General features: G+C 40.4%; 19 protein-coding genes, 3 tRNA genes and 1 other RNA gene. 21 read left to right on the top strand and 2 right to left on the bottom strand.

Annotated features, from left to right (window positions below; genetic code table 11):
• The first annotated feature begins 54 nt into the window (after window positions 1-54).
• From HT701_RS02250 to sufB, 15 genes are all read left to right on the top strand, one after another.
• Entirely contained in the window at window positions 55-744 is a 690-nt protein-coding gene (locus HT701_RS02250; protein WP_000454773.1) for a DUF969 domain-containing protein, read from the top strand.
• Complete coding sequence (locus HT701_RS02245; protein ID WP_172931179.1) at window positions 741-1,517, top strand: DUF979 family protein; 777 nt, start codon at window positions 741-743, stop codon at window positions 1,515-1,517. Before HT701_RS02250 ends, HT701_RS02245 begins: the two co-directional genes overlap by 4 nt.
• A 14-nt stretch (window positions 1,518-1,531) precedes the next feature.
• Entirely contained in the window at window positions 1,532-2,176 is a 645-nt protein-coding gene (gene pcp, locus HT701_RS02240) for a pyroglutamyl-peptidase I (RefSeq protein WP_050261452.1), read from the top strand.
• 167 nt (window positions 2,177-2,343) lie between these two features.
• On the top strand, window positions 2,344-2,574 hold the full coding sequence (locus HT701_RS02235; protein WP_000037111.1) for a DUF2969 domain-containing protein: 231 nt from the start codon (window positions 2,344-2,346) through the stop codon (window positions 2,572-2,574).
• Window positions 2,575-2,623: 49 nt separating this feature from the next.
• Window positions 2,624-2,704, top strand: a tRNA-Tyr gene (locus HT701_RS02230).
• A gap of 9 nt (window positions 2,705-2,713) precedes the next feature.
• Window positions 2,714-2,785, top strand: a tRNA-Gln gene (locus HT701_RS02225).
• Between the two features lie 162 nt (window positions 2,786-2,947).
• Window positions 2,948-4,171 carry a 30S ribosomal protein S1 gene (gene rpsA, locus HT701_RS02220; protein WP_172931178.1) on the top strand — a complete coding sequence of 408 codons (1,224 nt, stop codon included), beginning with the start codon at window positions 2,948-2,950 and terminating at the stop codon, window positions 4,169-4,171.
• 86 nt (window positions 4,172-4,257) lie between these two features.
• A complete protein-coding gene (locus tag HT701_RS02215; RefSeq protein ID WP_023940982.1) occupies window positions 4,258-4,755 on the top strand; it encodes a GAF domain-containing protein in 498 nt (165 codons plus the stop codon).
• Window positions 4,755-6,410 carry a DNA polymerase III subunit gamma/tau gene (gene dnaX, locus HT701_RS02210; protein ID WP_100104062.1) on the top strand — a complete coding sequence of 552 codons (1,656 nt, stop codon included), beginning with the start codon at window positions 4,755-4,757 and terminating at the stop codon, window positions 6,408-6,410. Before HT701_RS02215 ends, dnaX begins: the two co-directional genes overlap by 1 nt.
• 27 nt (window positions 6,411-6,437) lie before the next feature.
• Window positions 6,438-6,632: a DUF3272 domain-containing protein gene (locus HT701_RS02205; RefSeq protein WP_119943155.1), complete on the top strand. Its 195-nt coding sequence runs from the start codon at window positions 6,438-6,440 to the stop codon at window positions 6,630-6,632.
• Between the two features lie 264 nt (window positions 6,633-6,896).
• Window positions 6,897-7,667, top strand: a complete 771-nt coding sequence (gene sufC, locus HT701_RS02200; protein ID WP_000114489.1) for a Fe-S cluster assembly ATPase SufC — start codon at window positions 6,897-6,899, stop codon at window positions 7,665-7,667.
• Between the two features lie 27 nt (window positions 7,668-7,694).
• Window positions 7,695-8,957, top strand: a complete 1,263-nt coding sequence (gene sufD, locus HT701_RS02195; RefSeq protein ID WP_050219083.1) for a Fe-S cluster assembly protein SufD — start codon at window positions 7,695-7,697, stop codon at window positions 8,955-8,957.
• 10 nt (window positions 8,958-8,967) lie between these two features.
• Window positions 8,968-10,194, top strand: a complete 1,227-nt coding sequence (locus HT701_RS02190) for a cysteine desulfurase (protein WP_119919820.1) — start codon at window positions 8,968-8,970, stop codon at window positions 10,192-10,194.
• Window positions 10,181-10,621 carry a Fe-S cluster assembly sulfur transfer protein SufU gene (sufU, locus tag HT701_RS02185; protein ID WP_119948105.1) on the top strand — a complete coding sequence of 147 codons (441 nt, stop codon included), beginning with the start codon at window positions 10,181-10,183 and terminating at the stop codon, window positions 10,619-10,621. Before HT701_RS02190 ends, sufU begins: the two co-directional genes overlap by 14 nt.
• Before the next feature lie 57 nt (window positions 10,622-10,678).
• Window positions 10,679-12,091, top strand: a complete 1,413-nt coding sequence (sufB, locus tag HT701_RS02180) for a Fe-S cluster assembly protein SufB (protein ID WP_119943161.1) — start codon at window positions 10,679-10,681, stop codon at window positions 12,089-12,091.
• A 226-nt stretch (window positions 12,092-12,317) separates the two neighbouring features.
• Here sufB and pbp3 read toward each other — a convergent pair whose 3' ends face one another.
• Window positions 12,318-13,559: a D-alanyl-D-alanine carboxypeptidase PBP3 gene (gene pbp3 / locus HT701_RS02175; protein ID WP_172931177.1), complete on the bottom strand. Its 1,242-nt coding sequence runs from the start codon at window positions 13,557-13,559 to the stop codon at window positions 12,318-12,320.
• A 102-nt stretch (window positions 13,560-13,661) separates the two neighbouring features.
• Between pbp3 and cozE the strand changes: the two genes are divergently transcribed.
• Together cozE and ssrA are read left to right on the top strand one after the other, a co-directional pair.
• Complete coding sequence (gene cozE, locus HT701_RS02170; protein ID WP_172931176.1) at window positions 13,662-14,762, top strand: cell elongation protein CozE; 1,101 nt, start codon at window positions 13,662-13,664, stop codon at window positions 14,760-14,762.
• Between the two features lie 549 nt (window positions 14,763-15,311).
• Window positions 15,312-15,659, top strand: a transfer-messenger RNA (tmRNA) gene (ssrA, locus tag HT701_RS02165).
• Window positions 15,660-15,856: 197 nt separating this feature from the next.
• On the opposite strand, the gene HT701_RS02160 is transcribed toward ssrA, so the two are convergent.
• Window positions 15,857-15,944: transfer RNA gene (locus HT701_RS02160), tRNA-Ser, on the bottom strand.
• Window positions 15,945-16,106: 162 nt separating this feature from the next.
• On the opposite strand from HT701_RS02160, the gene HT701_RS02155 reads away from it, so the two are divergent.
• The 4 genes from HT701_RS02155 to HT701_RS02140 all read left to right on the top strand — a co-directional run bounded on the left by HT701_RS02155 (window position 16,107) and on the right by HT701_RS02140 (window position 22,096).
• The gene (locus tag HT701_RS02155; RefSeq protein ID WP_172931175.1) at window positions 16,107-16,847 is read left to right on the top strand and encodes a DeoR family transcriptional regulator; all 741 of its coding nucleotides are present in this window, start codon (window positions 16,107-16,109) and stop codon (window positions 16,845-16,847) included.
• Complete coding sequence (pfkB, locus tag HT701_RS02150; protein WP_172931174.1) at window positions 16,844-17,755, top strand: 1-phosphofructokinase; 912 nt, start codon at window positions 16,844-16,846, stop codon at window positions 17,753-17,755. Before HT701_RS02155 ends, pfkB begins: the two co-directional genes overlap by 4 nt.
• Window positions 17,752-19,704, top strand: coding sequence for a fructose-specific PTS transporter subunit EIIC (locus tag HT701_RS02145; protein WP_172931173.1), 1,953 nt, complete (start codon window positions 17,752-17,754; stop codon window positions 19,702-19,704). Before pfkB ends, HT701_RS02145 begins: the two co-directional genes overlap by 4 nt.
• An 88-nt stretch (window positions 19,705-19,792) precedes the next feature.
• Window positions 19,793-22,096, top strand: coding sequence for a DNA translocase FtsK (locus HT701_RS02140; RefSeq protein WP_119919826.1), 2,304 nt, complete (start codon window positions 19,793-19,795; stop codon window positions 22,094-22,096).
• Window positions 22,097-22,209 lie beyond the last annotated feature (113 nt).

Below are 22,209 nucleotides of genomic sequence, written 5' to 3'. Positions count from 1 at the left end.
TGCTCTTGATAGAATTTTAAAAATACTGTCATTTTGGATATAAAGGAGTTTGATATGGAGTGGATTAAGCTAATAGGAATAGCAATCATTGTTGTGGGTTTTATTTTAAAGTTTGATACAATTGCAACAGTAGTCTTAGCTGGTTTGGTTACAGCTTTAGTTTCAGGTGTTTCTCTCGTTGAATTTTTGGAGATTTTGGGAAAAGAATTTAGCAATCAGCGAGTGCTCACGATTTTTATGGTTACCTTGCCTCTTGTGGGGTTGTCAGAAACCTTTGGACTCAAGCAACGATCAATTGATTTGATTCGAAAGATTAAAGGTCTGACAGTTGGAAACTTCTATACAGTTTATTTCTTTATTCGAGAGTTAGCTGGTTTCTTTTCAATTCGTCTAGGAGGACACCCTCAGTTTGTCAGACCTTTGGTTCAACCTATGGGAGAAGCAGCAGCAGAGTCTCAATTAGGTAGAAAGTTAACAGAGGTTGAAGATGAGACAATAAAAGCGCGTGCAGCTGCGAATGAAAATTTTGGAAATTTCTTTGCTCAAAATACGTTTGTAGGTGCTGGGGGAGTCCTCTTGATAGGGGGAACATTAGATCAGTTAGGCTATGAAAGCAATTATGCAGGGATTGCTTCTGCATCTATTATTGTTGCTGTTATAACACTTATTGTAGTGGGGATTTACAATTATTTATTTGATAAAAAATTGACATCAGAAAAGACTAGGGGAGGAGAACAAAAATGACAGAGTTGGCAAAGCAACTATTAGAGTTGACCTATATTGTGATTGGTTGTCAATTTCTCCATACAGCCTATTGTAGTTATAAAGATAAAACAAACCCAGTCCGATTTGGAACATCTGCATTTTGGACTCTATTGGCTATTACGTTTATAGGTGGTTCCTATATGCCAAATATGAGTATTGGTATTATTGTAATCCTATTATCGCTGTTAACATTGTTTAAGCAAGTCCGTATCGGAACCTTGCCATCCTTAGATGAAATGAAAGCCAATATTGAATCTAACAGATTGAAAAATAAAATTTTTATTCCAGTTATGCTGATGGCAATACTTGCGTTGGTCTTAGCGCAAATGATTCCAGAATTTAGCAAGATTTCGATTAGCCTTGCCGCCTTGTTTGCTACAATTTCTGTTCTTGTGATTACCAATAGTCACCCTAAGAGTCTGTTATCAGAAAATAATCGAATGACTCAGCAAGTTTCAACAAGTGGGATTGTTCCTCAATTATTAGGGGCTTTGGGGGCTATTTTTACTGTAGCAGGTGTTGGAGTTCCCTTTGTATTTGCTCTAGGAGCTAATCCAATTGTGGCTGGTGCTCTTGCCATGACAGCAGGTTATTGTGGGACCTTATTGACCCCAATGGCTGCTAATTTTAACGCTCTACCAGCAGCATTGATGGATATGAAAGATCAGAATGGCGTTATAAAGGCTCAAGCAGGTGTTGCTCTAGTAATGATTGTTATTCACATATTCTTAATGTACTTTCTCGCATTTTAGTAAAGGAAAATAAAATGAAAATATTGGTTACAGGTTTTAATCCTTTTGGAGGTGAAAAGATTAATCCAGCTTTGGAGGCTGTAAAATTATTACCATCTGAGATTAATGGGGCCGAAGTTCGCTGGGTAGAAATTCCAACGGTTTTTTATAAGTCGTCAGAAGTTTTAGAGGCAGAAATATTACGATATCAACCAGATGCTGTACTTTGTATTGGACAAGCAGGCGGCAGGACCGGCTTAACACCTGAACGAGTGGCTATTAATCAAGATGATGCTCGCATACCTGATAACGAAGGCAATCAACCAATTGATACACCGATTCGTATTGATGGAGCATCGGCCTATTTTAGTAGTTTACCTATCAAAGCGATGGTACAAGCTATTAAAAAACAGGGACTTCCAGCAGTTGTGTCCAATAGTGCAGGAACCTTTGTTTGCAATCATTTGATGTACCAAGCTCTTTATTTAGTGGATAAAAAATTCCCTAATATGAGAGCAGGTTTCATGCATATTCCATATATGATGGAACAAGTAGTAAATAAGCCGAATACTGCAGGAATGAGTCTATGCGATATTGTAAGAGGCATAGAGGTAGCTATTGAAGCTATTGTAGACTACAAAGATAAGGATTTGCAGTTAGTAGGTGGTGAGATTCACTGATAACCTAAAAAGGATAGTCAATTATGCTTGTTTACTAACTATTAGCTATGCTAAATCGATTGAGGTTGTTTACATAAAACTCTATATCAGACAAGCCTGATATAGAGTTTTTTCTTGCTAGTTTTAGGATTTTCTTGTACAATAGAAAAAGTGAAGAGAGGTATGAAATGAGTAAGAAAGATAAAAAAATCGAAATTCAAGTAGCAGATGCCAAAGTTAATGTAGGAAAAGACAGTTTTGAAGGCTATACCTTGATCATTGGTAAAAAAGTTATCGGAGAAATTGCCGAATTAGAGGGACAATTTGCCATCATAAAGAATGGGAATGTCGATAGTTTTTATAAAAAATTGGAAAAAGCTGTGGAAATTTTGATTGAAAATTATAATTTAGCAAAATAAGTCTTGTTTTTTTGAAATTTTCATGATATAATAGTCCATGTTGATTGTAGGAGAGATAGCGAAGAGGCTAAACGCGGCGGACTGTAAATCCGCTCCTTCGGGTTCGGGGGTTCGAATCCCTCTCTCTCCATTTCATCAATGGGGTATAGCCAAGCGGTAAGGCAAGGGACTTTGACTCCCTCATGCGTTGGTTCGAATCCAGCTACCCCAGTTCTTAGGTAATAATCAAGATAAAAAGCAAAATATCTTAGGGTATTTTATTTTTATAATTGAAAGACGTGAACGATATGAACATGTCCTTGCGAGTGCTTAGGAAAAAAATTATAAGTATGTCAAGTTTAAGAAAAAACTTGATTGTTGGAGGATTTTTTAGATGAACGAATTTGAAGATTTGCTAAATAGCGTTAGCCAAGTTGAGACTGGTGATGTTGTTAGTGCTGAAGTATTGACAGTTGATGCGACTCAAGCTAACGTTGCAATCTCTGGAACTGGTGTTGAAGGTGTCTTGACTCTTCGCGAATTGACAAACGATCGCGATGCAGATATCAATGACTTTGTTAAAGTAGGAGAAGTATTGGATGTTCTTGTACTTCGTCAAGTAGTTGGTAAAGATACTGATACAGTTACATACCTTGTATCTAAAAAACGCCTTGAAGCTCGCAAAGCATGGGACAAACTTGTTGGTCGCGAAGAAGAAGTTGTTACTGTTAAAGGAACTCGTGCCGTTAAAGGTGGACTTTCAGTAGAATTTGAAGGTGTTCGTGGATTTATCCCAGCTTCAATGTTGGATACTCGTTTCGTACGTAACACTGAGCGTTTTGTAGGTCAAGAATTTGACGCTAAAATCAAAGAAGTTGATGCTAAAATCAAAGAAGTTGATGCTAAAGAAAACCGCTTCATCCTTTCACGTCGTGAAGTTGTTGAAGCAGCTACAGCAGCAGCTCGCGCTGAAGTATTTGGTAAATTTGCTGTTGGTGATGTTGTAACTGGTAAAGTTGCTCGTATCACAAGTTTCGGTGCTTTCATCGACCTTGGTGGTGTTGACGGATTGGTTCACTTGACTGAATTGTCACATGAACGTAACGTTTCACCAAAATCAGTTGTAACTGTTGGTGAAGAAATTGAAGTGAAAATCCTTGATCTTAACGAAGAAGAAGGACGTGTATCACTTTCACTTAAAGCAACAGTACCAGGACCATGGGATGGTGTTGAGCAAAAATTGGCTAAAGGTGATGTAGTAGAAGGAACAGTTAAACGTTTGACTGACTTCGGTGCATTTGTTGAAGTATTGCCAGGTATCGATGGACTTGTTCACGTATCACAAATTTCACACAAACGTATTGAAAATCCAAAAGAAGCTCTTAAAGTTGGTCAAGAAGTTCAAGTTAAAGTTCTTGAAGTTAACGCAGATGCAGAGCGTGTATCACTTTCTATTAAAGCTCTTGAAGAACGTCCAGCTCAAGAAGAAGGACAAAAAGAAGAAAAACGTGCTGCTCGTCCACGTCGTCCAAGACGTCAAGAGAAGCGTGATTTCGAACTTCCAGAAACACAAACAGGATTTTCAATGGCTGATTTGTTTGGTGATATCGAACTTTAATCAAATTGAAAATTCACAAAATCCTTTGTTTACTAAACAAGGGATTTTTTCTTTTGTCTCTGCTCCTTTTTTGATATAATAGTTCTATGTTAAAATCAGAAAAACAATCACGTTATCAAATGTTAAATGAAGAATTGTCCTTCCTATTGGAAGGCGAAACCAATGTTTTGGCTAATCTTTCCAACGCCAGTGCTCTCATAAAATCACGTTTTCCTAATACCGTATTTGCAGGCTTTTATCTGTTCGATGGAAAGGAATTGGTTTTAGGTCCCTTCCAAGGAGGTGTTTCCTGCATCCGTATTGCACTAGGTAAGGGTGTTTGTGGTGAGGCAGCTCACTTTCAGGAAACAGTCCTGGTTGGTGATGTAAGGACCTATCCCAACTATATTTCTTGTGATAGTCTAGCTAAAAGTGAAATTGTGGTGCCGATGATGAAGAATGGCCAACTACTTGGAGTTCTGGATCTGGATTCTTCAGAGATTGAGGATTACGATGCAATGGATCGAGATTATTTGGAACAATTTGTCGCTATTTTGCTTGAAAAGACAGCATGGGACTTTACAATGTTTGGGGAAAAATCTTAATGTATCAAGCACTTTATCGAAAATATAGAAGTCAAAACTTCTCCCAGTTGGTTGGTCAAGAAGTTGTGGCTAAGACTCTTAAACAAGCAGTAGAACAAGAGAAAATAAGTCATGCCTATCTTTTTTCTGGTCCACGTGGAACGGGAAAAACCAGTGTAGCTAAGATTTTTGCCAAAGCTATGAACTGTCCCAATCAAGTGGGTGGTGAACCTTGTAATAACTGCTATATTTGTCAGGCAGTGACGGACGGTAGTTTAGAAGATGTCATTGAAATGGATGCAGCCTCTAATAATGGGGTGGATGAAATTCGCGAAATTCGTGATAAATCTACCTATGCGCCTAGCCTTGCTCGTTATAAGGTTTACATCATAGATGAGGTTCACATGCTGTCTACAGGGGCTTTTAATGCCCTTCTAAAGACGTTGGAAGAGCCAACACAGAATGTGGTCTTTATTTTGGCTACTACTGAATTGCACAAGATTCCTGCGACTATTCTATCCCGTGTCCAACGTTTTGAATTTAAATCGATTAAAACACAGGATATTAAGGAACATATCCGCTATATCTTAGAAAAAGAAAATATCAGTTCTGAGCCAGAGGCTGTGGAAATCATTGCCAGACGGGCTGAAGGTGGAATGCGAGACGCCTTGTCTATTTTGGATCAAGCCCTGAGTTTGACACAGGGAAATGAGCTGACGACTGCCATCTCTGAAGAAATTACTGGCACTATTAGCCTATCAGCCTTAGATGATTATGTGGCTGCCTTGTCCCAGCAGGATGTTCCCAAAGCATTAGCTTGCTTAAATCTTCTCTTTGACAATGGTAAGAGCATGACTCGTTTTGTGACCGATCTTTTGCACTATTTAAGAGACTTGTTAATTGTTCAAACAGGGGGAGAAAATACTCATCATAGTCCAGTCTTTGTAGAAAATTTGGCACTTCCTCAAGAAAATCTGTTTGAAATGATTCGCTTAGCGACAGTGAGTTTAGCAGATATTAAGTCTAGTTTGCAGCCCAAGATTTATGCTGAAATGATGACCATCCGTTTGGCGGAAATCAAGCCCGAACCAGCTCTTTCTGGTGCAGTTGAAAGTGAAATTTCTGCACTGAGACAGGAAATTGCACGTCTCAAACAAGAGCTTTCTAATGTAGGTGCGGTTCCTAAACAAGTTGCACCGGCTCCTAGTCGACCAGCTACGGGCAAAACAGTCTATCGTGTTGATCGCAATAAAGTGCAATCTATCTTACAAGAGGCTGTCGAAAATCCTGATTTGGCACGTCAAAACCTGATTCGTTTGCAGAATGCCTGGGGAGAGGTAATTGAAAGTCTAGGAGGCCCTGATAAGGCTTTGCTAGTTGGTTCTCAACCGGTTGCGGCCAATGAACACCATGCTATTCTTGCTTTTGAGTCTAACTTCAATGCTGGTCAAACCATGAAACGAGATAATCTTAACACCATGTTTGGTAACATCCTCAGTCAGGCAGCAGGTTTTTCACCTGAGATTTTAGCCATTTCCATGGAGGAATGGAAAGAAGTTCGCGCAGCCTTTTCAGCTAAAGCCAAATCTTCTCAAACTGAAAAAGAAGCAGAAGAAAGTCTGATTCCAGAAGGATTTGAATTTTTGGCTGATAAAGTGAAGGTAGAGGAAGACTAAAGAAAGATTTCATGATACAATAAGTTTATGAATAGACAACAATTTATTATAATCGCGCTGTTTACAGCTGCTGAGACCTATTTTTTCAATGAAGCTTGGATGACTGGTCGCTATATTATGGCAGCCTTTTGGGCAATTTTACTCTTCAGAAATTTCCGAGTCAGTTATGTGATGGGCAAAATCGTTGATGTCATCGATCAGCATTTTAATAGGAAAGACTAGCCCTCAGCTTCCAGACAAAATCAAAGCCTTTTAGGCTTTTTTTTGTTATACTATAAAAGTATATTTATAGACCTTTTATACTCTTCGAAAATCTCTTCAAACCACGTCAGCTTTATCTGCAACCTCAAAGCGGTGCTTTGAGCAACCTGCGGCTAGCCTCCTAGTTTGCTCTTTGATTTTCATTGAGTATTACCGTACTTTCTAGGGAAATCAAGTATGTTTCTAGTAAGTACTGTAAAGGCCTTGAAAAAGAAAGGAACTATCATGTCAGTATTAGAAATCAAAGATCTTCACGTTGAGATTGAAGGAAAAGAAATTTTAAAAGGGGTGAACCTGACCCTGAAAACAGGAGAAATTGCCGCTATCATGGGACCAAATGGTACAGGTAAATCGACTCTTTCTGCCGCTATCATGGGAAATCCAAACTATGAAGTAACTAAAGGTGAAGTTTTGTTTGATGGCGTAAACATCCTTGAGTTGGAAGTGGATGAGCGTGCGCGTATGGGACTTTTCCTTGCTATGCAATACCCATCAGAAATTCCTGGTATTACTAACGCTGAGTTTCTTCGTGCCGCTATGAATGCTGGTAAAGAAGATGATGAGAAGATTTCAGTTCGTGAGTTTATTACTAAGCTAGATGAAAAAATGGAATTGCTCAACATGAAAGAAGAAATGGCAGAGCGTTACCTCAACGAAGGTTTCTCTGGTGGTGAGAAAAAACGTAATGAAATTCTTCAACTCTTGATGTTGGAACCAACTTTTGCTCTTTTGGATGAGATTGACTCAGGTCTTGATATTGATGCCCTTAAAGTTGTTTCTAAAGGTGTGAATGCTATGCGTGGTGAAGGCTTTGGTGCTATGATCATCACTCACTACCAACGTCTTTTGAACTACATCACACCTGATGTGGTACACGTGATGATGGAAGGGCGTGTTGTCCTTTCAGGTGGTCCAGAATTGGCTGCACGTTTGGAACGTGAAGGATACGCAAAACTAGCTGAAGAACTTGGCTACGACTACAAGGAAGAATTGTAATTCCCTCGTATCTTTTAGGAGAAGTAAATGACTAAAGAAAATATTAAACTTTTTTCAGAAATGCACGCTGAACCAAGCTGGTTGGCTGACCTCCGTCAAAAAGCTTTTGATAAGATTGAGAGTTTAGAATTACCAGTTATTGAGCGTGTCAAATTCCACCGTTGGAATCTGGGGGATGGGACGATTACAGAAAGCGAGCCATCAGCAAATGTTCCAGATTTCACTGCACTAGATAACCACTTGAAGTTGGTGCAAGTAGGAACGCAAACTGTTTTTGAGCAAATTCCAGTTGAGTTGGCTGAACAGGGTATCATCTTTACAGACTTCCACTCAGCTTTAGAAGAAATTCCAGAGCTTGTTGAGGAATTCTTCATGTCATCTGTCAAGTATGACGATGATAAGTTGGCAGCCTACCATACAGCTTATTTCAATAGTGGTGCTGTTCTCTATATTCCTGATAACGTGGAAATTGCTGAACCAATCGAAGGGATTTTCTATCAAGACAGCGATAGCGATGTGCCGTTTAACAAGCATATTATGATTATCGCTGGTAAAAATTCTAAGATTAGTTATCTGGAGCGTTTAGAGTCACGCGGTGAAGGAAGTGCCAAAGCAACTGCTAATATCACAGTAGAAGTAATTGCACGTTCTGGTGCTCAAGTCAAGTTTGCGGCTATCGACCGTCTAGGTGAAAACGTTACTGCCTATATTAGCCGTCGTGGTAAATTAGGCAACGATGCAAGTATTGACTGGGCAATCGGTGTCATGAACGAAGGAAACGTCGTTGCTGACTTTGATAGTGACTTGCTTGGTAACGGTAGCCATGCTGACCTGAAAGTTGTAGCTCTTTCAAGTGGCCGTCAGGTGCAAGGAATTGACACTCGCGTAACAAACTATGGCTGCAACTCAATCGGAAATATCCTCCAACATGGGGTTATCCTTGAAAAAGCAACTTTGACTTTCAATGGTATCGGCCACATCATTAAGGGTGCTAAGGGAGCAGATGCCCAACAAGAGAGCCGTGTGCTCATGCTTTCAGACCAAGCGCGTTCAGATGCCAATCCAATTCTTTTGATTGATGAAAATGACGTAACTGCAGGACACGCAGCCTCTATTGGTCAGGTAGATCCAGAAGACATGTACTACCTCATGAGCCGAGGCTTGGACAAGGCAACTGCAGAGCGTTTGGTTGTTCGTGGTTTCCTTGGATCTGTTATCGTTGAGATTCCAGTTAAGGAAGTTCGTGATGAAATGATTGCAACTATCGAAGAAAAATTGTCAAAACGCTAAGGGGAAGCCTATGTTAGATGTGGAAGCGATTCGCAAGGATTTTCCAATTTTAGACCAGATTGTTAATGATGAACCTCTGGTCTATCTGGACAATGCTGCGACGACACAAAAACCACTAGCAGTTCTGGAAACAATCAACCGCTACTATGAGCAGGACAATGCCAATGTTCATCGCGGTGTTCATACTTTGGCAGAACGGGCGACAGCTTCTTATGAGGCGGCTCGTGAAACTATTGCTAAGTTTATCAATGCAGGCTCTACAAAGGAAGTTCTCTTTACCAGAGGAACGACAACCAGTCTTAATTGGGTAGCGCGTTATGCTGAGGAAGTCTTGACTGAGGGAGACCAGGTCTTGATTTCCGTCATGGAACACCATTCCAATATCATTCCATGGCAGGAAGCCTGCCGTAAGACTGGGGCAGAGCTTGTCTATGTCTATCTTAAGGACGGTGCCTTGGATATGGAGGATTTGCGAGTTAAATTGACTGATAAGGTTAAGTTTGTCTCCCTTGCTCATGCTTCAAATGTTCTTGGTGTCGTCAATCCAATTAAGGAAATTACTCAAATGGCCCACCAAGTTGGTGCCATCATGGTGGTGGATGGTGCTCAATCTACGCCTCATATGCAGATCGATGTCCAGGACTTGGATGTGGACTTCTTTGCCTTTTCAGGTCACAAGATGGCTGGTCCGACTGGTATCGGTGTTCTGTACGGAAAAGAGAAGTATTTAGAACAAATGTCACCCCTTGAATTTGGCGGCGAGATGATTGATTTTGTCTACGAGCAATCTGCTAGTTGGAAGGAATTACCTTGGAAATTCGAGGCTGGAACGCCAAATATGGCAGGAGCCATTGGACTTGCAGCAGCAGTGGATTACCTAGAAAACATTGGTATGGATGAGATTGAAGCTCATGAACAGGAATTGATTGCATACGTCTATCCAAAACTGCAGGCGATTGAAGGACTGACCATTTATGGTTCACAGGACTTGGCTCAACGTTCGGGTGTTATTGCCTTTAACCTAGGTGATCTCCATCCGCACGACCTAGCGACTGCTTTGGATTATGAGGGAGTAGCCGTTCGTGCGGGCCATCATTGTGCGCAACCCTTGCTTCAGTATTTAGAAGTCCCAGCAACAGCTCGTGCAAGTTTTTATATCTACAATACCAAGGCAGATTGCGACAAGCTAGTCGATGCCTTACAAAAGACAAAGGAGTTTTTCAATGGCACTTTCTAAACTAGATAGCCTCTATATGGCAGTGGTAGCGGATCATTCGAAAAATCCACATCACCAAGGGAAGTTAGAAGACGTTGAACAAATCAGTCTCAACAATCCGACCTGTGGGGATGTTATCAACCTCTCTGTCAAGTTTGACTCAGAGGACTGTTTGGAAGATATTGCTTTTCTAAACTCAGGTTGTACCATCTCAACTGCCTCTGCTAGTATGATGACAGATGCCGTTTTAGGAAAAACCAAACAAGAAATTTTAGAACTTGCGACTATTTTTTCTGAAATGGTTCAAGGGCAAAAAGATGAACGCCAAGACCAACTAGGCGATGCAGCTTTCTTGTCAGGTGTTGCCAAATTCCCGCAACGAATTAAGTGTGCAACCCTAGCTTGGAATGCCCTTAAGAAAACAATTGAAAATCAAGAAAACAAATAAGACAAGTTTCTTTTGTCTTATGAATCAGTAGAAATGAAGAATGAAAGAAAGGATATTATGGCTGAAGAAAGAGTAGAACCAAAACCAATTGATCTTGGTGAATATAAATTTGGTTTCCATGATGATGTAGAGCCTGTCCTATCGACAGGAAAAGGATTGAATGAGGATGTCATTCGTGAACTATCAGCTGCCAAGGGAGAACCTGAGTGGATGTTAGAATTCCGTTTGAAGTCTTATGAAACCTTCAAAAAAATGCCCATGCAAACTTGGGGAGCAGACTTATCAGAGATTGATTTTGATGACTTAATCTACTACCAAAAACCATCTGATAAACCAGCTCGTTCCTGGGATGAGGTTCCTGAAAAAATTAAAGAAACCTTTGAACGTATTGGGATTCCAGAAGCTGAACGTGCTTATCTTGCTGGAGCTTCTGCCCAGTATGAGTCCGAAGTAGTTTACCATAACATGAAGGAAGAATTTGAGAAGTTAGGTATTATCTTTACAGATACGGATTCTGCTCTCAAGGAATACCCAGATTTGTTTAAACAATACTTTGCTAAGTTGGTACCACCAACAGATAATAAGTTGGCTGCCCTCAATTCGGCAGTATGGTCAGGTGGAACCTTTATCTATGTACCAAAAGGGGTCAAAGTGGATATTCCACTTCAAACTTACTTCCGTATCAACAACGAAAATACAGGTCAGTTTGAACGTACCTTGATTATCGTTGATGAGGGAGCAAGTGTCCACTACGTTGAAGGGTGTACAGCGCCAACATATTCAAGTAACAGCTTGCATGCTGCCATTGTAGAAATCTTTTCCTTAAAAGGAGCTTATATGCGTTATACAACCATTCAAAACTGGTCTGACAACGTCTATAACTTGGTAACGAAACGTGCCAGAGCCTTGAAAGATGCGACTGTTGAGTGGATTGATGGAAACTTGGGTGCCAAAACAACCATGAAATACCCATCTGTTTGCCTAGATGGAGAAGGGGCGCGTGGTACTATGCTTTCTATTGCCTTTGCTAATGCAGGACAACACCAGGACACTGGTGCCAAGATGATTCACAATGCTCCACATACTAGTTCGTCTATCGTGTCTAAATCCATCGCTAAAGGCGGAGGAAAGGTTGACTACCGTGGTCAAGTAACCTTTAACAAGAACTCTAAGAAATCTGTTTCTCACATTGAATGTGATACCATTATCATGGATGACTTGTCGGCATCAGATACTATTCCATTTAATGAAATCCACAACTCGCAAGTTGCTTTGGAACACGAAGCTAAGGTTTCTAAGATTTCAGAAGAACAATTGTATTACCTCATGAGTCGTGGATTGTCAGAATCAGAAGCGACAGAAATGATTGTTATGGGATTTGTGGAGCCCTTCACAAAAGAGCTTCCAATGGAGTATGCTGTTGAGCTGAACCGCTTGATTAGCTATGAGATGGAAGGGTCAGTTGGGTAAAATTTGATTTTAGATATACTCAAAATCAAGGACTTTGATACTATTCGAAAATCAAAGTGTAAACCACGTCAGCTTTATCTACAACCTCAAAGCGGTGCTTTGAGCAACCTACGGCTAGCTTCCTAGTTTACTCTTTGATTTTCATTGAGCATTAGATCTACTCAAAATCAAGAACTTTGAAGATGAATTTGTAATAAAAAAAATCGCGGTTTAAATCGCGATTTTTTTATAATTTCTCGTTAACAAAGCGGACAAACTGATTCCACCAAACTTTTAAGAAGAAGGCTTTTTCAATTTTCTTGTCTGCAACCATTTCGAAACTAGGGCGCTCTGTGGTGATGTAACCTTGACCGATCAAGTCCTTGTCTTCGTAAGTTAAATGGCCAACCACTGTTCCAGCTTCAAGTGGTGCTGGGATTGCTTTGGAATCAGGTGTGAATTGAACAGATTGGGAAGATTGATTCCCAACACGTTCAATTAGATAGATATCCTCTGGGGCCACTGCAGTGACCGTATCTTCTTTTCCATCTTGTACAGGGGTTTTGCTATCTTGATAGGCATCGCCTTGCTGAACGATTTTGCGAAGTGTAAATGTTGAAGAAATATAATCCATTAGTGAAGATGTAGCTGTAAACCGAGCGTAAGGATTATTGTCTTGATGGTCTGCATTTAAAACAACTGTGATGACTCTCATGCCTTTTTCGACAGTAGTACCAACAAAAGACTCTCCAGCCTTATCTGTTGTTCCTGTTTTCAGTCCATCAAAACCACCACGGTAAGCAGGCATACCTTCTAACATGTAGTTGGTTGAAGTGATTGTTATCCCATCAAAAGTAGAAGAAGGTTTTTTGGTGATTTCCAAAACTTGTGGGTATTTTTTGATGAGGTTGCGGGCAACGATAGCGACATCATAAGCACTGAGCTTGTTTTCATCATCTTTTTTTGAGCCCGGGTAAATATTATCTCCTAGAGTCTCGTTGTTCAGACCAGTTGTATTGACAACAGTGGCATCTTTGATTCCCCATTCCAAGAGTTTTGCTCGCATCATATCAACGAAGTTTTTTTCAGAGCCAGCAATTTTCTCAGCTAGGGCAATAGCGGCGCTGTTGGCACTAGATACCAGAGTTGCTTCAAGCAACTCTTCGACAGTATAATTACGGGCCTCCATAGGAACATTACTGGCTTCAGAATTTGTCGTCAATTGATAAGGATAATCAGAAATATCTACTGGGGTGGATAGTGTGATACTTCCATTTTCCAGAGCTTCATAGACTAGATAAACAGTAATCAATTTTGTTATGGAAGCAATTTCGACAGGTTGCGTTGCATCCTTCTCATAGAGAATTTTACCAGTATTTGCCTCAACAGCAATGGCATGTTTTGCAGCAATATTAAAATCTTGAGCAGCAACAGTAGAAGCACCTCCTAAAAGGGAGACAGTTAATAAAGTTAAAAATATTTTTTTCATAGTAGTCTTATTCTATCATAAAGAAAAAAAATATTCTTGCTTTAATAATTCATCCGTTAAGCTTTTTGAAAATATGGTAAAATAGAGTGAGGGAGGTAACTCATGTTTCGTAGAAATAAATTATTTTTTTGGACCACAGAAATTTTACTCTTAACAATCATCTTTTACCTATGGAGACAGATGGGGTCTTTGATTAACCCTTTTGTTAGCGTGCTTAATACAATTATGATTCCATTTTTATTAGGGGGCTTTCTTTATTATTTGACAAACCCTATTGTTACTTTCTTAAATAAAGTCTGTAAACTCAATCGTTTGCTTGGTATTTTAATTACCTTGTGTGCTTTGGTCTGGGGAATGGTCATAGGTGTTGTCTATCTCTTACCTATTTTGATTAATCAGTTATCTAGTTTGATTATATCTAGTCAAACTATTTATAGTCGAGTACAAGACTTAATCATAGACTTATCTAATTATCCTGCGCTCCAGAATTTGGATGTAGAAGCTACAATTCAGCAGTTAAACTTATCCTATGTTGATATTCTTCAAAATATCCTAAATAGCGTATCAAATAGTGTGGGGAGCGTCTTGTCAGCTCTTATCAGTACTGTTTTGATTTTGATTATGACTCCGGTTTTTTTGGTTTATTTCTTATTAGATGGACATAAATTCTTGCCCATGCTTGAAAGAACGATTCTAAAGAGGGATCGCTTGCATATTGCAGGCTTATTAAAGAATTTAAATGCGACGATTGCTCGCTATATTAGTGGAGTTTCGATTGACGCAATCATTATAGGTTGTTTGGCTTATATTGGCTATAGTATTATTGGTTTAAAATATGCTTTAGTTTTTGCTATTTTTTCTGGTGTAGCCAATTTAATTCCTTATGTGGGCCCAAGTATTGGTTTGATTCCTATGATTATTGCAAATATATTCACTGATCCCCATAGAATGCTGATTGCAGTGATTTATATGCTTGTTGTTCAGCAGGTAGATGGTAATATCTTATATCCTCGAATCGTAGGAAGTGTTATGAAGGTTCATCCAATCACGATTTTGGTTTTACTTTTGTTATCAAGCAATATCTATGGTGTAGTTGGAATGATTGTCGCAGTGCCAACCTATTCTATCTTGAAAGAAATTTCTAAGTTCTTATCCCGTTTGTATGAAAATCATAAAATAATGAAGAACGAGAAAGAGAATTAGCTAAGTAAAAGTCAGGAGATCCCTGATTTTTCTTTACTGGAAGTGGCCTTTAGATTAGAAGATTGAAAATAAGTTAAAGTCCTAAACTAATTTTCACAGCTAAAAATAGTAGAAGTTAATCTGATAAAAATCGAAAAAACCAGTGGAATTCCGTGTCAGGATAAGTTCCACTGGTTTTCATAGTCTATTAAAGTTTGAATGGAACCTATTTATTTTAGTTTAATAAGTGAAAATTATTCCGAATAATATAAGGATTTATTTTATAGTTTTTAAACTCAAATGAATTGAAACAAAGAGAGTAGGAAAATTCTCATCTGAAAGTATTTTAGAATAATTTTCTTAGTGAATTTCTTCAAAACAGATAGCTTTATCTTAGGTATGTGTTAATTGGATTTCGTAAACTCTATTCACAATCGTAAAGTTATGCACTGAGAAAGTTGTAGTTAGTTTCCCAGTTTGCTAAATTTCTAGAATAGTATCTTTTTTAGGTATGTGATTTCCTTTTTGCATTTTTGTGTTAGATAAGGTATAATAGTTTTATTGTCTTTTGGGGTCGTTACGGATTCGACAGGCATTATGAGGCATATTTTGCGACTCGTGTGGCGACGTAAACGCTCAGTTAAATATAACTGCAAAAAATAACACTTCTTACGCTCTAGCTGCCTAAAAACCAGCAGGCGTGACCCGATTTGGATTGCTCGTGTTCAATGACAGGTCTTATTATTAGCGAGATACGATCAAGTCTTGTCTAGCGGCTTGATAAGAGATTGATAGACTCGCAGTTTCTAGGCTTGAGTTATGTGTCGAGGGACTGTTAAAATAATACATAACCTATGGTTGTAGACAAATATGTTGGCAGGTGTTTGGACGTGGGTTCGACTCCCACCGGCTCCATTATTTCTTTGCATTCTTTTGCGTTCCTTGGTAAAACGTTGTTAAATCAACGTTTTTTATTTTTGTCTTTGGTATTCCTTGGTATTCTTTTGCGAAAAAAGGAGTCACAAACAGAGCCTAAAACAGACCCTATTTTTAAAAAAGGGATACAAAAAAGGATACAACATTTGTTGCATCCTAGAAATAATTTTTCTTTTCTACGGAAGACATGGGATTCGAACCCACGCACGCTGTTACACGCCTACCGCGTTTCCAACACGGCCTCTTAAGCCTCTTGAGTAATCTTCCAATACTTACTCAAATAGTCTACCATAAAGATACTTATCTTGCAATAAAAATTCTAGAAATAAGAAAAAATGATAGAATTTGAAAGAAAATGATAAAAAATGCTTGACTTTGAAATAAAGTATGATAGAATGAATAGTGTAAACGATAACAGGAGGTGATTCGGTGTTAAAAACAGAACGTAAACAACTGATTTTAGAGGAGTTAAATCAACATCATGTAGTTTCTCTAGAAAAATTAGTTAGTTTGCTAGAGACCTCAGAATCAACGGTTCGAAGAGACTTGGATGAGTTGGAAGCAGAAAACAAGCTTCGTCGTGTGCATGGTGGAGCAGAATTACCCCACTCCTTGCAGGAAGAAGAAACCATTCAAGAAAAATCTGTCAAAAACCTTCAAGAGAAGAAGTTACTTGCTCAGAAGGCAGCTTCTCTCATCAAGGAACAAGATGTCATCTTTATCGATGCTGGAACAACGACAGCCTTTTTGATTCATGAATTGGTTAATAAAAATGTCACAGTCGTGACTAATTCGATTCACCATGCCGCTCAGTTGGTTGAAAAGCAGATTCCAACTGTCATGGTTGGAGGAAGTGTCAAGATGGCAACAGATGCTAGCATCGGGGGTGTTGCTCTTAACCAGATTAACCAATTGCACTTTGACCGTGCCTTTATCGGGATGAATGGTGTGGACGATGGTTATTATACGACTCCTGATATGGAAGAGGGAGCTGTGAAACGTGCTATTTTGGAGAATGCCAAACAGACCTATGTCTTGGTGGATTCGTCTAAAATTGGACAAACTTGCTTTGCCAAGGTAGCACCAATCAAACGAGCTATTGTTATCACAAGTCAAGGGCATGAGCTCTTGCAGGCTATTAAGGAGAAAACGGAGGTAATAGAAGTATGATTTATACAGTCACACTCAATCCATCCATTGATTATATCGTGCGTTTGGACCAAGTCCAAGTCGGTAGTGTCAATCGTATGGACAGTGATGATAAGTTTGCTGGTGGGAAAGGAATCAATGTCAGTCGTGTCTTGAAACGCTTGGATATATCAAATACAGCGACGGGATTTATTGGTGGCTTTACTGGTAAATTTATCACAGATACTTTGGCTGATGAAGCAATCGAGACACGTTTTGTCCAAGTAGCAGAAGATACTCGTATCAATGTTAAAATCAAAGCAGACCAAGAAACAGAAATCAACGGAACGGGTCCAAATGTTGAACCGGCTCAGCTAGAAGAATTGAAAGCTTTTTTGTCTAGTTTGACTTCAGAAGACACGGTTGTATTTGCGGGTTCAAGTGCTAAAAATCTGGGCAATGTCATTTACAAGGATTTGATTGCCTTGACGCGTCAGACGGGTGCGCAAGTGGTTTGTGACTTTGAAGGACAGACCTTGATTGATAGTTTGGACCACCAGCCACTTTTGGTCAAACCAAACAATCATGAACTTGGAGCTATCTTTGGGGTTAAACTTGACAGTTTGGACCAAATTGAGAAATATGCTCGAGAGTTACTGGCTAAGGGTGCTCAAAATGTTATTATCTCTATGGCTGGTGACGGTGCCCTTCTTGTCACATCTGAGGGAGCTTACTTTGCTAAACCAATCAAGGGAACAGTCAAAAATTCAGTCGGAGCTGGTGATTCTATGGTTGCCGGATTCACAGGTGAATTTGTCAAATCAAAAGACGCAGTAGAAGCCTTCAAATGGGGAGTGGCTTGCGGAACGGCAACCACCTTCTCAGATGATTTGGCAACGGCGGAATTTATTAAAGAAACATATGAAAAAGTTGAGGTAGAAAAACGATGAAAATTCAAGACCTATTGAGAAAAGATGTCATGTTGCTGGATTTGCAGGCAACTGAAAAAACAGCTGTCATCGACGAGATGATTAAAAATTTGACAGAGCACGGTTATGTAACAGATTTTGAAACTTTTAAAGAAGGCATTTTGGCGCGTGAAGCTTTGACTTCTACAGGTTTGGGTGACGGAATCGCAATGCCTCACAGCAAAAATGCTGCTGTCAAAGAAGCGACAGTTCTCTTTGCCAAGTCAAACAAGGGTGTTGACTACGAGAGCTTGGATGGACAATCAACTGACCTCTTCTTCATGATTGCAGCTCCAGAAGGTGCCAATGACACCCATTTGGCAGCATTGGCAGAATTGTCTCAATACTTGATGAAAGACGGATTTGCTGACAAACTTCGTCAAGTAACGTCAGCTGACCAAGTCATTGAACTTTTTGACAAAGCTTCCGAAAAAACTGAAGAGCCTGTTCAAGCACCTGCCAATAACTCTGGAGACTTTATCGTAGCTGTTACAGCTTGTACGACAGGTATTGCCCACACTTACATGGCCCAAGAAGCCCTACAAAAAGTTGCTGCTGAAATGGGTGTTGGAATTAAGGTCGAAACCAACGGTGCTAGCGGTGTTGGTAACCAACTAACTGCGGAAGACATTCGTAAGGCTAAAGCTGTTATCATCGCAGCAGACAAGGCAGTTGAAATGGATCGATTTGATGGAAAACCATTGATCAATCGTCCAGTTGCTGACGGTATCCGTAAGACAGAAGAATTGATCAACTTGGCTCTTTCAGGAGATGCTGAAGTCTACCGTGCCGCTAATGGTGCAAAAGCTGCAACAGCCTCTAACGAAAAACAAAGCCTTGGTGGTGCCTTCTACAAACACTTGATGAGTGGTGTCTCTCAAATGTTACCATTCGTTATCGGTGGTGGTATCATGATTGCCCTTGCCTTCTTGATTGATGGTGCTTTGGGTGTGCCAAATGAAAACCTTGGAAATCTTGGTTCTTATCATGAGCTAGCTTCTATGTTCATGAAAATCGGTGGTGCAGCCTTTGGTTTGATGCTTCCAGTTTTTGCAGGTTATGTTGCCTACTCTATCGCTGAAAAACCAGGTTTGGTAGCAGGTTTCGTGGCTGGTGCTATTGCCAAAGAAGGTTTTGCCTTTGGTAAAATCCCTTATGCAGCAGGTGGTGAAGCAACTTCAACTCTTGCAGGTGTCTCATCTGGTTTCCTAGGTGCCCTTGTTGGTGGATTTATCGCAGGTGCTTTGGTTCTTGCTATCAAGAAATATGTCAAAGTTCCTCGTTCACTTGAAGGTGCTAAATCAATTCTTCTTTTGCCACTTCTTGGAACAATCTTGACTGGATTTGTCATGCTAGCTGTGAATATCCCAATGGCAGCAATCAATACTGCTATGAATGACTTCCTAGGCGGTCTTGGAGGAGGTTCAGCTGTCCTTCTTGGTATCGTCCTTGGTGGAATGATGGCTGTTGACATGGGGGGACCAGTCAACAAAGCGGCTTATGTCTTTGGGACAGGTACGCTTGCAGCAACTGTTTCTTCAGGTGGTTCTGTAGCCATGGCAGCAGTTATGGCTGGAGGAATGGTTCCGCCACTTGCCATCTTTGTCGCAACTCTTCTCTTTAAAGACAAATTTACTAAGGAAGAACGCAACTCTGGTTTGACAAACATCATCATGGGCTTGTCATTTATCACTGAGGGAGCGATTCCATTTGGTGCAGCTGACCCAGCTCGTGCGATTCCAAGCTTCATCCTTGGTTCAGCAGTAGCAGGTGGACTCGTTGGTCTTACTGGTATCAAACTCATGGCGCCACACGGAGGAATCTTCGTTATCGCCCTTACTTCAAATGCCCTCCTTTACCTCGTTTCTGTCTTGGTAGGGGCAATCGTAAGTGGTGTGGTTTATGGTTACCTACGCAAACCCCAAGCATAAAAAATAGATATAAAATGAAAAGATTGGACCGTTTGGTGCAGTCTTTTTCTCTTTCCGAAATGCCTGTGAAATATGGTATAATAGAAGAATGGCAAACAAGAATACAAGTACAACAAGACGGAGACCGTCTAAAGCAGAACTCGAGAGAAAAGAAGCGATCCAACGAATGTTGATTTCGTTGGGAATCGCGATTTTATTGATTTTCGCAGCCTTCAAATTAGGGGCTGCAGGTATAACCCTTTACAATTTAATTCGCTTGCTGGTGGGTAGCCTAGCTTATCTAGCAATATTTGGCCTCTTGTTCTATCTCTTCTTTTTCAAGTGGATACGAAAACAGGAAGGACTCTTATCTGGCTTTTTCATCATATTTGCAGGCTTGCTCCTGATTTTTGAGGCCTACTTGGTTTGGAAATATGGTTTGGATAAGTCCGTTCTAAAGGGAACCATGGCTCAGGTTGTGACGGATTTGACTAGTTTTCGAACGACTAGTTTTGCTGGTGGGGGCTTGATTGGTGTCGCTCTTTATATGCCAATCGCCTTTCTCTTTTCAAATATCGGCACTTACTTTATTGGTTCTATCTTGATTTTAGTGGGTTCTCTCCTAGTCAGCCCTTGGTCTGTTTACGATATTGCTGAATTTTTCAGTAGAGGCTTTGCTAAATGGTGGGAAGGGCACGAGCGTCGAAAAGAGGAACGCTTTGTCAAACAAGAAGAAAAAGCTCGCCAAAAGGCTGAGGAAGAGGCTAGATTAGAACAAGAAGAAGCTGAAAAAGCCTTACTCGATTTGCCTCCTATTGATATGGAAACGGGTGAAATTCTGACAGAAGATGTTGTGCTTGACGTTCCTCCTGTTCCAGAAGAAGAGTGGGTGGAACCAGAAATCATCCTGCCTCAAGCTGAACTTGAATTCCCTGAACAGGAAGATGGCTCTGACGATGAAGATGTTCAGGTCGATTTTTCAGCCAAGGAAGCCCTCGAATACAAACTTCCAAGCTTACAACTCTTTGCCCCAGATAAACCCAAAGACCAGTCTAAAGAGAAGAAAATCGTTCGGGAAAATATCAAAATTCTAGAAGAAACCTTTGCTAGCTTTGGTATTAAGGTAACAGTTGAACGGGCCGAAATTGGACCATCGGTGACTAAATATGAAGTTAAGCCAGCAGTGGGTGTACGGGTCAACCGCATTTCCAATCTAGCAGATGACCTCGCTCTAGCCTTGGCTGCTAAGGATGTCCGAATCGAAGCACCTATCCCGGGGAAATCCTTAGTTGGAATCGAAGTACCCAACTCTGAGATTGCGACTGTATCCTTCCGCGAACTATGGGAACAATCTCAAACGAAAGCAGAAAATCTCTTGGAAATTCCTCTAGGAAAGGCGGTTAATGGCACCGCAAGAGCTTTTGACCTTTCCAAAATGCCCCACTTGCTCGTCGCAGGTTCAACAGGTTCAGGGAAGTCAGTAGCTGTTAATGGCATCATTGCTAGCATTCTGATGAAAGCAAGACCCGACCAGGTCAAGTTTATGATGGTGGATCCCAAGATGGTTGAGTTGTCTGTTTACAATGACATTCCTCACCTCTTGATTCCAGTTGTGACCAATCCACGCAAGGCCAGCAAGGCCCTGCAAAAGGTTGTGGATGAGATGGAAAATCGTTATGAACTCTTTGCCAAGGTGGGAGTTCGTAACATTGCAGGCTTTAATGCCAAGGTAGAAGAGTTTAATGCTCAGTCTGAGTACAAGCAGATTCCACTACCACTTATTGTTGTGATTGTGGATGAGTTGGCTGACCTTATGATGGTAGCAAGCAAGGAAGTGGAAGATGCTATTATCCGTCTTGGACAGAAGGCGCGGGCTGCAGGTATCCACATGATTCTTGCAACCCAGCGTCCATCCGTTGATGTCATCTCTGGTCTGATCAAGGCTAATGTCCCATCTCGTGTAGCATTTGCGGTTTCATCAGGAACAGACTCCCGTACGATTTTGGATGAAAATGGAGCAGAAAAACTTCTTGGTCGAGGAGACATGCTCTTTAAACCGATTGATGAAAATCATCCAGTTCGTCTCCAAGGCTCCTTTATCTCGGATGACGATGTTGAGCGCATTGTGAACTTCATCAAGGCTCAGGCAGATGCGGACTACGATGATAGTTTTGAACCAGGTGAGGTTTCTGAAAACGACGGTGAATTTTCAGATGGTGAATCTGGTGGTGACCCGCTCTTTGAAGAAGCCAAGGCTTTGGTAATCGAAACTCAGAAAGCCAGTGCATCTATGATTCAGCGTCGTTTGTCAGTTGGATTTAACCGTGCGACCCGTCTCATGGAAGAGCTTGAGATGGCAGGTGTCATCGGTCCAGCTGAAGGTACCAAGCCAAGAAAAGTATTGCAGCAATAAAAAATAGCTTCTTTCCAAGGTTGGAAGGAGCTATTTTACTGGCTATTGATTACTTTTATACTCTTCGAAAATCTCTTCAAACCACGTCAGCTTTGCCTTGCCGTATATATGTG

It is taken from the genome of Streptococcus sp. 10824 (assembly GCF_013276595.1).
In the GTDB taxonomy this organism is placed as follows: Bacteria; Bacillota; Bacilli; order Lactobacillales; family Streptococcaceae; genus Streptococcus; species Streptococcus pseudopneumoniae.
This window is presented reverse-complemented; position numbering and strand designations above follow the sequence as displayed.